At 63.5% G+C, this 13,403-nt stretch carries 10 protein-coding genes; all 10 read right to left on the reverse strand.

What is annotated here, in order from left to right; genetic code table 11:
- Positions 1-3,319: pyruvate carboxylase (gene pyc, locus R3D65_RS17085; protein ID WP_371276489.1), on the reverse strand; the 3,319-nt coding region annotated here is incomplete at its 3' end.
- A gap of 196 nt (positions 3,320-3,515) precedes the next feature.
- Positions 3,516-4,613 (reverse strand): branched-chain amino acid ABC transporter substrate-binding protein, encoded by a 1,098-nt coding sequence (locus R3D65_RS17090; RefSeq protein WP_371276490.1) that lies wholly within the window; start codon positions 4,611-4,613, stop codon positions 3,516-3,518.
- Positions 4,614-4,802: 189 nt separating this feature from the next.
- Complete coding sequence (locus tag R3D65_RS17095; protein WP_371276491.1) at positions 4,803-5,153, reverse strand: DUF6867 family protein; 351 nt, start codon at positions 5,151-5,153, stop codon at positions 4,803-4,805.
- A 51-nt stretch (positions 5,154-5,204) separates the two neighbouring features.
- Complete coding sequence (locus R3D65_RS17100) at positions 5,205-5,939, reverse strand: ABC transporter ATP-binding protein (protein ID WP_371276492.1); 735 nt, start codon at positions 5,937-5,939, stop codon at positions 5,205-5,207.
- Positions 5,936-7,345, reverse strand: a complete 1,410-nt coding sequence (locus tag R3D65_RS17105; protein ID WP_371276493.1) for an ATP-binding cassette domain-containing protein — start codon at positions 7,343-7,345, stop codon at positions 5,936-5,938. The genes R3D65_RS17100 and R3D65_RS17105 overlap by 4 nt, the downstream gene beginning before the upstream one ends.
- Positions 7,346-7,347: 2 nt before the next feature.
- Positions 7,348-8,943, reverse strand: a complete 1,596-nt coding sequence (gene livM, locus R3D65_RS17110) for a high-affinity branched-chain amino acid ABC transporter permease LivM (protein WP_371276494.1) — start codon at positions 8,941-8,943, stop codon at positions 7,348-7,350.
- Positions 8,943-9,878 carry a branched-chain amino acid ABC transporter permease LivH gene (locus R3D65_RS17115; protein ID WP_371276495.1) on the reverse strand — a complete coding sequence of 312 codons (936 nt, stop codon included), beginning with the start codon at positions 9,876-9,878 and terminating at the stop codon, positions 8,943-8,945. The genes livM and R3D65_RS17115 overlap by 1 nt, the downstream gene beginning before the upstream one ends.
- Before the next feature lie 317 nt (positions 9,879-10,195).
- Entirely contained in the window at positions 10,196-11,197 is a 1,002-nt protein-coding gene (locus tag R3D65_RS17120) for a 4-hydroxyproline epimerase (protein WP_371276496.1), read from the reverse strand.
- Positions 11,198-11,206: 9 nt separating this feature from the next.
- On the reverse strand, positions 11,207-12,454 hold the full coding sequence (locus R3D65_RS17125) for an NAD(P)/FAD-dependent oxidoreductase (RefSeq protein WP_371276497.1): 1,248 nt from the start codon (positions 12,452-12,454) through the stop codon (positions 11,207-11,209).
- A gap of 12 nt (positions 12,455-12,466) precedes the next feature.
- On the reverse strand, positions 12,467-13,360 hold the full coding sequence (locus tag R3D65_RS17130) for a dihydrodipicolinate synthase family protein (RefSeq protein ID WP_371276498.1): 894 nt from the start codon (positions 13,358-13,360) through the stop codon (positions 12,467-12,469).
- Positions 13,361-13,403 lie beyond the last annotated feature (43 nt).

A 13,403-nucleotide genomic window follows, 5' to 3' on the forward strand; every position in this document is an offset into this window, starting at 1 on the left:
CCTTGACCGCCTGGCCGGCAGATACCGCCACGGTGGAGATGACGCCGGGCATCGGCGCGCCGACATGCATCTCGTTGCCGGCATCGGCCTTGGGCCGTGCCTTGGCGGCGGATGCCCCGTGAATGCGGTCGGGCACCTTCACCCGGCGCGGCTGGCCGTTCAGTTCGAAGAAGACCGTGCGCATGCCCTTCTCGTCCGTATCGCCGATGGCGAGGCAGCGGATGACCAGCGTCTTGCCCTTTTCAAGGTCGACGAAAATCTCCTCCTCCTGCTCGATGCCGTAGAAATAGACCGGCGTCGGAAGAACGCTGACCGGGCCGTACTCCTCCTGTGCATTGGCGAAATCGATGAAAACCTTGGGATACATCAGCCATGAGGCGAATTCGAACTCGCTCACCTCGCGTCCGAGTTTCTCCTCCAGTTCCGCGCGCTTGGCAACGAGATCGGCATCGGCCAGCAGCGCACCGGGACGCACCGTGTAGGGCTCCTCGCCCTTCAGCGCCTTCTTTTGCAGCCCCTCCGGCCAGCCGGCCGGCGGCTGGCCGAGATCGCCCTTCAGCATGGCGACCACGGAATCGGGGAAGGCAATGTCCTTTTGCGGGTTTTCCACATCGGCCACCGAAAGGTCCTGGCTGACCATCATCAGCGCCATGTCGCCCACCACCTTGGAGGACGGTGTCACCTTGACGATGTCGCCGAACATCAGGTTGGCGTCGTGATAGGCCCTCGCCACCTCATGCCAGCGCGTTTCAAGCCCCAGCGAACGCGCCTGCTCCTTCAGGTTCGTGAACTGCCCGCCGGGCATTTCATGAAGATACACCTCCGAGGCCGGCCCCTTCAGGTCGCTTTCGAAAGCGGCATACTGGTTGCGCACCGCCTCCCAGTAGAAGGAGATGCGGCGGATCCATTCCGGATCGAGACCCGGATCGCGCTCCGAGCCCTTGAGCGCCTCCACGATGGAGCCCAGACAGGGCTGCGACGTGTTGCCGGAAAGCGCATCCATGGCTGCATCGACCGCGTCAACGCCGGAATCGATGGCGGCAAGAACCGTTGCCGCCGAGATGCCGGACGTGTCATGCGTATGGAAATGGATCGGCAGGCCCGTTTCCTGGCGCAAGGCGGTGAACAGCGTGCGCGCGGCCGCCGGCTTCAGCAGGCCCGCCATGTCCTTGACAGCGATGACATGCGCGCCCGCCTTTTCGAGCTCACGCGCCAGGCCGAGATAATATTTCAGGTCGTATTGCGGACGGTTGGCATCCAGCAGGTCGCCGGTATAGCAGATCGTCGCTTCGCACAGCTTGCCTTCCTCGCGCACCGCATCCATGGCGACACGCATGTTCTCCACCCAGTTCAGGCAGTCGAACACGCGGAAAAGATCCACCCCGCCGGCCGCCGCCTGGCGCACGAAATGCTTCACCACATTGTCCGGGTAATTGGTGTAGCCGACGCCGTTTGCCCCGCGCAGCAGCATCTGGAGCAGAAGGTTCGGCGCCCCTTCGCGGATCAGCGCAAGCCGTTCCCACGGATCTTCGGTGAGAAAGCGCATCGAGACGTCGAAGGTCGCACCGCCCCAGCATTCAAGCGAAAGCAGTTGCGGCAGCGCACGCGCATAGGTGCCGGCGATGCGCGCTATGTCATGGGTGCGCATGCGCGTGGCCAGCAGCGACTGGTGCCCGTCACGCATCGTGGTGTCGGTCATCATCACGCGTGTTTCGGCGCGCAGCCAGGCGGCGAATTCCTCCGGTCCGTCCCGGTCGAGCCGCTGCTTCGTGCCGTCGGGAATGTCGCCACCGGCAAAAGGCACGGCGGGCGGCGCGGCATCGGCCTTGGGTTCTGGCCGCCCGCGTGCTTCCGGATGACCGTTCACCGAAACGTCGGCAATGTAGTTCAACAGCTTGGTGGCGCGGTCGCGCCGCTTCACCTGGCTGAACAGTTCGGGCGTCGTGTCGATGAACCGCGTCGTGTAGGAATTGTCGCGGAAATTCGGATGACCGATGATCGCTTCCAGAAAGGTCAGGTTCGTCGCCACGCCGCGAATGCGGAATTCGCGCAACGCCCGGTCCATGCGCAGGATCGCCTCGTCTGCCGTCGGTGCCCAGGCCGTCACCTTTTCCAGCAATGGATCGTAGAAGCGCGTGATGACCGCCCCGGAATAGGCCGTGCCGCCATCCAGCCGGATACCGAAGCCGGTGGCCCCGCGATAGGCGGTGATCCGGCCATAATCGGGAATGAAATTCTGTTCCGGATCTTCCGTTGTGATGCGGCATTGCAGGGCATGGCCGTTGAGCCGGATGTCGGCTTGCGCAGGCACGCCCGATTCCGGCGTGCCGATGGCCGCCCCTTCCAGAATGTGGATCTGTGCCTTGACGATGTCGATGCCGGTGACTTCCTCCGTCACCGTGTGTTCGACCTGGATGCGCGGATTGACCTCGATGAAGTAGAACGCACCGGTCCCGGCATCCATCAGGAATTCGACGGTGCCCGCGCCGACATAATTCGTCGCCTGCGCGATTTTCAGCGCGTAACCGGCCAGTTCCGAACGCTTGGCGTCATCGAGATAGGGCGCCGGGGCCCGCTCCACGACCTTCTGGTTGCGCCTCTGGATGGAGCAATCGCGCTCGAACAGATGTACGGCATTGCCATGCGTGTCGCCCAGCACCTGCACCTCGACATGGCGCGCCCGCTCCACCAGCTTTTCCAGATAGACCTCGTCCTTGCCGAACGCCGCCTTGGCCTCCCGCTTGGCCTCGCGCACCTCACGCTCAAGGTCGGCCTCGGAACGGATGACGCGCATGCCGCGCCCGCCACCGCCCCAGGAGGCTTTCAGCATGACCGGGAAGCCGACCTCTTCGGCCATCGCGCGCACTTGCGCCATGTCATCCGGCAAGGGCGGCGTGGCCGGCACCACGGGCACGCCGATTTCAACGGCGAGGTCGCGCGCCGCCACCTTGTTGCCAAGCCGCCGCATGGTTTCCGGCGTCGGCCCGATGAAGACGATCCCGTTGGCCGCGCAGGCCTCCGCGAATTCCGGGCTTTCCGACAGCAGGCCGTAGCCCGGGTGGATGGCGTCGGCTCCCGAAAGCCTTGCGACCCGGATCACTTCCTCGATCGACAGATAGGCCTCGATCGGACCCAGATCGCGCTCCAGATGCGGCCCGCGTCCGATCTGGTAGCTTTCGTCCGCCTTGAACCGGTGCAGCGAATATTTGTCCTCCTCGGCCCAGATGGCGACCGTCTTGAGGCCCAGTTCATTGGCAGCGCGGAACACGCGAATGGCGATTTCGGATCGGTTCGCGACGAGGATCTTTCGGATGGCCAAGGGGAAGGTCTCCGCTTAAATCGTTTGAATTGATCGTGTGTACCGCATTGTGTGCTGCGGTGCAAAAGCGATTGTTAAGTTTGTTTGCGATGAAATGCCAGACGCATTTGCGACGCGCCCGGTCTGGCGACTGCCAAAAAGGAAAACCCGGCCCCCCGAAGGGGACCGGGTCCGGTCTGGTCCGTGCTGGACCGGATCAGTTCATCTGGTTGTACTTGCCGTCCGACCACTTGTAGAAGACATAGCCCGGCAGCGAGACGTCGCCCTTCTCGTCAAAGGACAACGAACCCAGGACGGTGTTGAAATCGCCATCGTTCAGCGCCTTGGTGACCGCGTCGAAATCGGTGGAACCGGCGGCCTTTACCGCATCGGCCCAGGCCTGGATCGCCGCATAGGTGTAGAGCACATAGCCCTCGGTGGTCTTGCCGGCAGCTTCCAGCTTGTCCACGACGGCCTTGGCTTCCGGGTAGCCGCGCGGATCCGGCGAGAAGGTCATCAGCGTGCCTTCGCCGGCATCGCCGGTGATCGCCCAGTATTCGTCGGTGACGAGCGCATCGCCGGAGACGATCTGGAGATCCATGCCCTGCTCCTTGGCCTGACGCGCCATGAGGCCGGCCTCGGTGTGATAGCCGCCCACGTAGAGAACGCTGACGCCTTCTGCCTTCAGCTTGGAGATAAGGGCCGAATAGTCCTTTTCACCGGCGGTATAGGCTTCGTAGAGGGCCGGGGTGCCGCCATTGGCCTCGAAGGCAGCCATGGTGGCATCGGCAAGGCCCTTGCCATAGGCGGTCTTGTCATGGACGAAGGCGATCTTCTGGTCGCCGAAATTGTCCTTCAGATACTTGCCCGCAACTTCGCCCTGCTGGTCGTCACGGCCGCAGACGCGGTAGACGCCGGGGCCCGGACGCTCGTCGGTGAACTTCGGGTTGGTCGAGGCCGGCGAAATCTGGACGATGCCTTCATCGGCATAGACGGCGGAAGCCGGGATCGAGGAACCGGAGCAGAAATGGCCGGCAACGAAGACCACGCCCTGGCCGGCGAACTGGTTGGCCACGGCCACCGCCTGCTTCGGATCGCAGGCATCGTCGCCGATTTCCAGCTTCAGCATTTCGCCATTGACGCCACCGGCGGCATTGATGTCGGCAACAGCCTGTTCGGCGCCGGTCTTCATCTGCTCGCCGAAGGAGGCATACTGGCCCGTCATCGGACCGGCCGTGGCGATGATGATATCGGCCAGGGCCGGAGTGGAGAATGCGAAGCTCAGCGCAACGCCAGCAAGAAGTGCCTTTTTCATGATGACTCCCATTTGCACCCTTAACGGTGATCCGGCCGGCGCGGCGGGTGATTGTCCGGCTTCCGGCCATGCGGATTTCCAATCCGCTTGATGGGCATCAAAGCCCAAAACGGAAAGGAAATAAAGCGCCCTGCCTTCCTGTTTTTGTTTCTTTTTTCAACAGGATTAACCGCAGGGCAGAACGAAACTTCAAAACCTTTTCCAGGCAAACGGACCGCTGCGCGAGAAGTTGAAGCGGTATTGTTCGGCCATCTGCCCGGCCCGCGTATAACGGTAGCCGGCATAGCCGATGACCGCCAGGACCACGAGATCGACCAGGTAATACCAAGGCGCGATCAGGTTGCCCTCGAACAGCGAGAAATGGATGAACCGGACCGCCGCCGCCAGCAGGAGCAGGTAGACCGCGAAACTCGCCATCGGTTTCCATGTATTGGCGACGGCACGTCCCGTCATCCATGCTGCCCCGCCGCCCAGAACGCAGGTGACGACGAAAAATTCGAAGAAGGTCACTTCCCAAAGCAAAGAGGGCGTATGTTCCATCTCGTTCCCCTCCGGTGCTTGTCACCGGTTTCGGTTGTGTCCGGCAGCCGCTCAGTGGCGGCCGCCCTCCAGATAGGCCGCGCGCACTTCCTCGCGCTTGAGCAGTTCCTGCCCGGTACCCGACATGGTGATCACGCCATTGACCATGACATAGCCGCGATGCGCCAGTTTCAGCGCGTGGAAGGCGTTCTGCTCCACCAGGAACACCGTCAGCCTCTCATTGCGGTTGAGATCGCGGATGGCGTCGAAGATCTGCTTGACGATCAGCGGCGCCAGACCCAGCGACGGCTCGTCCAGCAGAAGCAGTTTCGGCCGGCTCATCAGCGCCCGCGCAATGGCCAGCATCTGCTGCTCGCCGCCCGAAAGCGTGCCGCCGCGCTGCGAGATGCGCTCCTTCAGGCGCGGGAACAGGTCGAACACCTTTTTCAGGTCGTCGTCGAAATGCTTGTCGTCGACGAGCGAGGCACCCATCTGAAGGTTTTCCATCACCGTCATGCGCGGGAAGATGCGCCGGCCTTCCGGTGACTGGGCAATGCCCATGCGCATGATTTCATGCGTCGGCATGGTCGTGATGTCCTGCCCGTCATAGACGATCTGCCCGTTCCGCGCCTGCGGCTTGCCGCAGATCGTCATCATGAGCGTCGACTTGCCCGCGCCGTTGGCGCCGATCAGCGTGACGATCTCGCCGCGGTGAACATCGACGTCAACGCCCTTCAGTGCGATGATCTTGCCATAATAGGTCTCGACGCCGCGGACCTGGAGCATCAGCTCGTTCTGGTCGCTCATGCCTTGCCCCCTGTCTTGCCATTGCCCGTGCGGCTGCTCGATACCTTGCCGGCATCGACGCGCCGCGAGAACTCGGTGTCGCCACCGTCGGCAAGCTGCCGGGCCTGTCCGATCCAGTCCTCGCGCTCGATGCGGCCGGGGAAGGCCATGTAGGCCCCCACCCATTCCGCCTCGGCTTCCGTCCAGGAAGCGATCTGCGAGAAGTGGAAGATCCCCAGGTCATTCAGCTTCTTCTCGTTTGCCGGCCCGATTCCCTTGATGCGGGTGAGGTTGTCGGCCGTCCCCTCGGCTGCCGCCAGAACGGCCGGCTTGGAACCGGGAAGCGCCGCCGCGTCCTTGCCGGATGCCGCTTGCCCCGCGCCGCCCGGCATTGCGCCGGTTGCGGCATGCGTGCTCATCGCGGCAATGGGAGACTGCGGCTTGCCGGCATCCCCGTCGTCGCCATGTCTGGCGCCCTCCAGGTCCTCGAGGATCTCCGGATCGTCGATTTCCTCCTCGTCATCCACGCCGAGATAGGCTGCGATGACCTTGGGATCGTTGCGAACGGCATCGGCATCGCCGTCGGAGATCTTCTGCCCGTAGTCGAGCACGACGATGTGATCGGAAATCTCCATCACCACGCCCATGTCATGCTCGATGAGCAGCACCGAAGTGCCATGCTCGCCGCGGATATATTGCAGCAATTCGTTGAGTTCGGCCGACTCGCGCGGGTTGAGGCCCGCCGCCGGCTCGTCCAGGCAAAGCAGATGCGGCTTCGAACACATGGCGCGTGCGATTTCGAGCCGCCGCTGCGCGCCATAGGGCAGGTCGCCGGCAGGATCGTCGGCGCGGTCGATCAGGTGCGTTCGCTCCAGCCAGTAGACCGCGTTGTCGATGGCCTCCTGCTCCGCAGACCGGTATCCGGAAAGGCCGAGAAGACCGCCAACGGTGAAGTTGGACGCCTTCATCAGCATGTTGTGCTGGGCCACGAGGAGGTTTTCCAGCACCGTCATGCCACTGAACAGGCGGATGTTCTGGAACGTGCGTGCCACCTTGGCCCGCGCCGAGATTTCGAAATCCGGCATCCGCTCCAGCAGGAAGACGGCTCCGTTCGCCGTCTTGTCCCATTGCCGGTTGGTGTCGGTCACAGCCTCCACGGCTTCCGCCTGCCGGCCCGGCCCGTGACGCATCACGATGCGCCCTTCGGTCGGCTTGTAGAAGCCGGTCACGCAGTTGAAGACGGTCGTCTTGCCCGCGCCATTGGGCCCGATCAGCGCGGTGATGTCGCCGCGCCCGACATTGAAGGACAGGTCATTGATCGCGACCAGCCCTCCGAAGCGCATCGTCAGATGCTCCACCGTCAGCACGGGATCGGCGTCCCAGTTCGCGGCCGCGCCGGCGGCCTTGATTTCCATCGCCTCGGCCATGATCAGTGCCCCTCGCCCTGCGCCACCATGTCGGCGCCGATCTTCTTCTTTTCCTTCAGCACGGCGGACGGGTCACGCGACGAGACCAGCCCGCGCGGCTTCCAGACCATGATGCCCACCATGGCAAGCCCGAAGATGAGCATGCGGTACTGGGTCGGTTCGAAGCCGTCACCGAAGATGTTCTGGAGGAAACCCAGGTTGCGCAGCAATTCGATGCCGCCGATCATCACGACGGACGCGATGACAACGCCGATCTGCGAGCCAAGACCGCCCAGAACGACGATGGCCAGGATGATGGCCGATTCCAGGAAGGTGAAGCTTTCCGGCGAGATGAAGCCCTGCCGCGTGGCGAAGAACGAGCCTGCGAAGCCACCGAACATGGCGCCAAGCGCGAAGGCGGTCAGCTTCGTGTTCGTCGTGTTGATGCCAAGCGACCGGCAGGCGATCTCGTCTTCACGCAGCGCTTCCCAGGCCCGGCCGATCGGCATCTTGCGCATCCGCATCGTCACCAGGTTGGTGATGATCGCCAGGATGAAGATGATGTAATAGAGGAAGATGAACCGCTGGATCGGGTCGTAGGCAATGCCGAAGAAATCGGCGAATCCGCCTTCGCCGCGTTTGAATTCCAGCCCGAACAGTGTCGGCTTGGGAATGCCGGAAATACCGTCCGGACCGCCGGTGAACTGGTACCAGTTGAGCAGCACCACGCGGATGATCTCGCCGAAGGCCAGAGTCACGATCGCAAGGTAATCGCCGCGCAGCCTGAGCACCGGAAAGCCGAGGATCAGCCCCCAGAAGGCCGCCAGCAAGCCGGCCAGCGGCAGCGCCATCCAGAACCCGAAATCGAAATACTGCGCCAGAAGCGCGAAGGAATAGGCTCCAACCGCATAGAAGGCCACGTATCCCAGATCGAGCAGTCCGGCCAGCCCGACGACGATGTTCAGCCCCCAGCCGAGCATGATGTAGGTCATGATCAGGATGGCAAGGTCGATGAACTGCCGATCCTTCTGCGGGAAGAAATAGGTGAAGAAGAAGGGCAGCACCAGCGCGAAGGCGAACAGGATGCGCTTCAGCCACCAGGCTGCTCCGGCAACAGCCTCCTCATTGCTCTGGGTTAACGCAGTTCCACTGCCTCGGACCAATCGACCGACCAGGTAAACGGCGACGATGAGGACCGCCCCCACGATTGAACCCAGAAGAAACGCAGTTCCGAGGCCACCCGAACTCATGTTGAGGTAAAACATGACGATCAAGACGGCCAGGAAGGAACCAGCCACAAGAAGACGAATGGCGTTCGAATATTCCTCGGAGGGCAATGTCGTGATCAGCATGCGCCCGAAAAAGACGAAGAAAATCGACGTGAACCAGACCGCCCATTGTGTCGTCAGCACGAGGCCGCCCGGCGCGATGTCGGTTCTGAGGCCAAGAAAGAAGAACCCCAGGACACCGACGAGAAAGGAAGCCCACAACGCCTCTTTCACCAACGCCGCCATGGAGTTGGGATCTTTCGCCGGCACGATTTCCGGCGCGTCGCGCCGCTCTTCCGCCAGCCGCTGGGCGCCTTCCGGTGTCGTTGTTTCAGTAGGCTGGTGCGCCATCAGACCTTCTCCACTTCCGGTTTGCCAAGCAGGCCCGAGGGCAGGAAGATCAGCACGATCGCCAGGATCGAGAACGCCGCCACATCCTTGTACTCAACGGTGAAATAGCCCGACCAGAACACTTCGATCAGCCCGATCAGCAGGCCGCCAAGCATGGCGCCGGGCAGTGAGCCGATGCCGCCCAGAACAGCCGCGGTGAATGCCTTCACCCCGGCCAGGAAGCCGATATAGAAATCGATCACGCCGTAGAGCAGCAGGAACATCAGCCCCGCCACGGCCGCCAGCGCCGCCCCCATCACGAAGGTGAGTGAAATCGTCCGGTCCACATTGACGCCGAGCAACGCCGCCATTTTCTGATCCTGCTCGCAGGCTCGCTGCGCCCGCCCGAGCGAGGTCTTGGTGATCAGCAGGGTAAACCCGACCATCAGCGCCGTCGTCAGGAAGATGATCAGCATCTGCATGTAGGAAAGTTGCACCACGATCGGCCCGTTCTCGGTCACGCCTTCCATGATCGTCACGCCGCCGGAGATGATCGGCTGGAGCGGCTTCACGCGCGCGCCCTGCGTCACCTGGACGAAGTTCTGCAGCACGATGGACATGCCGATGGCCGTGATCAGCGGCGCCAGGCGGAACGAGCCGCGCAGCGGCCGATAGGCCAGTCTTTCGACCGTCCATCCCCAGGCCGCCGTGAAGATCATGGAAATGATCAGCACGATCAGCAGGGCCAGGATGATGAAGCCGATGCTGGACCCGGCCGTCAGCCCGATGGCCACGATCAGGGCCAGCGCGATGAACGAACCGACCATGAAGATGTCGCCATGGGCGAAGTTGATCATGCCGATGATGCCATAAACCATCGTGTAGCCGATCGCGATCAGCCCGTAGATCGAGCCGAGCGTCAGCCCGTTTATGAGCTGCTGGACAAAATATTCCATGCCGTTCCCCTGTTGCCCGGCTGCCTCTCACGGACAGTCCGGCACTGCCCGAAGGCGCTGGACCCTTTTGTTATTCTTAGCGGCTCCCCGCGACAAGACAACCGGCTTTGGCAATGCGGCCGCAATCGCACAGGTCTACCCTCCAAGACCCGCCGCCCGAGGCGGCTTGATCTGCGTTCCTATCACCGGCAATCCGAAAAGTCCTTGCATCCTTGCCGAAATTTCAGACCTTCGAAAAAGGCTTCTTGCAAGTTTTGGGCTGTTTACAAGATTTTTTTGCAAAACCGCCTGAATCGGACTGCGCCCTGCCCTCACGGTCACAGCACCGAGAAACCGGTTGAAAACGGATCGCGGTCATCGATGAAGATCGTGTTGAGGCCCGTCATCACGGCCCATCCGGCGATCGAGGGCACGATGGCATTCCGCTCGCCGAGGGTTGCTTCAGCCTCCACGCGGCCACGGAAAAGCGATCCGATGATCGATTCGTGCACGAATTCGTCCCCGGCCTTCAGCGCGCCGCGTGCCGCCAGTTGTGCCATGCGCGCCGACGTGCCCGTGCCGCACGGGCTGCGGTCGATGGCCTTGTCGCCATAGAAAACGGCATTGCGGGCATGGGCGCCCGGCACGGTGGGCTTTCCCGTCCACAGAACATGCGTGACCCGGTCGATCTCCGGTTTCTCCGGATGCGCCAGCCTGTAGCGCTCGTTGAGCTGCTGGCGGATCACGGGGCTCCATGCAATCAGGTCGGCCGCGCTGTGGTCGGCCATGTCGCGGTAATTGGCCTGCGGTTCGACGATGGCGTAGAAGTTCCCGCCATAGGCGACATCGACGGTCAGCGGGCCGAGCACCGGGCACTCCACCTCCCAGCCCGTTGCATGGAGGTAAGCGGGAACATTGGTCAGCCGCACTTCCCGCACAGACTCGCCGTCCATCGTGTATTCCGCCTTCACCGGCCCCGCCGGCGTGTCGAGCATCAGCACCCCCGGTGTTTTCGGGCGCACCAGCCCGTGCTCCACCGCCATCGTCACCGTCCCGATCGTGCCATGCCCGCACATCGGCAGGCAGCCCGACGTCTCGATATAGAGCACGCCCACATCGCAATCCGGGCGCGTCGGAGGGTAAAGGATGGCCCCGGACATCATGTCGTGGCCCCGCGGCTCGAACATCAGCCCGGTCCTTATCCAGTCATGATTGGCCAGGAAGTCCGCCCGGCGCTCCATCATGGTCGCACCGGTCAGCAGCGGCCCGCCGCCTGCAACCAGACGCACCGGGTTGCCGCAGGTGTGGCCGTCGATGCAGAAAAAGGAATGGCGCGCCATGGCGGTCTCTCAAAAGCGTTGCGGGGAATAGGGCGCAAGGCCGATGGCCGGAGTCTGGCCGCAAACCAGGTCGCGCACAAGGCGCGCCGTTGCCGCCGCCTGCGTCAGGCCAAGATGGCCATGACCGAAGGCGTGGATGACCTGTGCGCCGGCGCGCGAGGCCCCGATCACCGGCAGGGAATCGGGCAGCGACGGGCGATAGCCCATCCATTCGCGCCCGCCACCCGTTTCCAGCGCGGGCAGGAAACGCTTCGCCTTGTCCAGCATGGCGCGGCTGCGCCGGTAGTCGGGCGGCAGGGACAGCCCGCCCAGTTCCACCGCGCCGCCGATGCGGATGCCTGTTTCCAGCGGCGTGGCCACGAAACCATGGTCGCAGAAGACGAGCTGGCGCTTCAGATCGAACGCATCGGGCGGAAGCGTGGTGTTGTAGCCGCGCTCGGTTTCCAGCGGAATGCGGTCACCGAGCGGCCCCGCCAGCCGGTGCGACCATGCGCCCGCGGCGATCACAACACGATCGGCCGAAAGGCTGAAGCCGCCGGCAAGCCGCACCGAAGGCGCGGCCCCGGGCAATGCAATGCGCTCGACATCCGCCTTCACGAAGGTCGCGCCCGCCCGTTCGGCATGTTCGAACAGCGCCTTGCCGAACAGCTTCGGATCAGACACCGTCATCCAGCCAGGAATGAAGACACCCTTGGCGAAATGCGCCGAGAGGCCCGGCTGGAACTCCGCCAGCCGCGTCTTTTCCACAATGTCGAAGGCGACGCCGTGGCGTTCCCGTGCTGCATAGCCAGCTCTCGCTGCATGGAAACTGGCCTCGCTGTCATACAGTTCCAGGCAGCCATCGCGGCGCAGGAACCCCTCCGTACCGGTCAATGCCGTCAGCGCGGCCCATTCGCTGCGTGCCAGCTCCATCAACTGTGCCTGCGCCGCAAGTGCCGCATCGAACCGGCCCGGCCGGCCCGCCGCCATGAAGCGGAGGAGCCAGGGCAGGATCGGCAGGAAATGGCGCGGCGGAATGGAAAGCGGCCCCAGCGGGTCCATCAGCCAGCGCGGCACCTGCCGCATCATGCCCTTGTGCGCCAGCGGCAGCAGGTCGGAAAAGGCGAATGCGGCCGCATTGCCCGCGCTCGTTTCCTCGCAGATGCCGGACCTGTCGACCACCGTCACCGCATGGCCTTGACTGGCCAGAAGCGCCGCGCTTGCCGCGCCGATGATGCCGCCGCCGATGATGAGAACGGAGGGCTTGCCTTGCGTCATGATGCTATCCCGTCAGAACTCCGGCAGGACCGGACGGCTGTCCAGCGCGGACCGGATCACCGCCTCCACCTGCGCCCGGCGCGTGCCGGACAAGGGCCGGCGTGGTGCCCGCACACGGTCGTTCGTGCCGATGGCATGAACCTCCGCAAGCTTGATGTTCTGCACCAGGTAGCTGGAAACGTCGAGATCGAGCAGCGGCCGGAACCAGCGGTAAATGGCAAGCGCCTCGGCCTGGCGGCCCTGCTTCATGAGCTGGTAGATGGCCACCGTCTCGCGCGGGAAGGCCGTGACAAGGCCTGCCACCCAGCCGATGGCGCCGACCGACAACGCCTCGAAGGCAAGATTGTCGACGCCGGTGAACAGGTCATAGCGGTCGCCCAGCCGGTTGATGATGTCGGTGGAGCGGCGGATGTCGTCGGAGCTTTCCTTGACCGCGACGAACCGCCAGTCGTCCGCCAGTTCCTCCATCATGTCGACCGAAACGTCGACACGGTAGGCGATGCGGTTGGAATAGATCATCACCGGCAGGTCGCCGGCCTCGGCCACGGCACGCAGACCCGCCACCGCCTCATCGCGGTCGGCATGATAGACCATGGACGGCACGACCATCAGCCCGTCCGCACCGGCCGCCTTCGCCTCGCGCGCCCTTTCGCAGGCCTCGCGTGTGCCCGCCTCGTTGATCGTCATCAGCACCGGCTTGCCCTGGGCCACGCCCTTTGCCGTCCGGAACACGTCGAGCTTTTCCTCCGGCGAGAGCATGGGCCCCTCGCCCAGCGAGCCGCCGACGATGATGCCGTCGCAGCCCGCTTCCATCTGCAGCGCGAAACAGCGCTCCATTTCCTTGTGATCGAGTTCGTCGGTCTCGGTGAACTTGGTTGTCACCGCCGGGAAAACGCCTTGCCACATGACTTGCCTCCATCGCTTTTGCATGTGATATATCAGGCGAGGC

It is taken from the genome of Zhengella sp. (genome assembly GCF_041397485.1).
Classification (GTDB): Bacteria; Pseudomonadota; Alphaproteobacteria; order Rhizobiales; family Rhizobiaceae; genus Zhengella.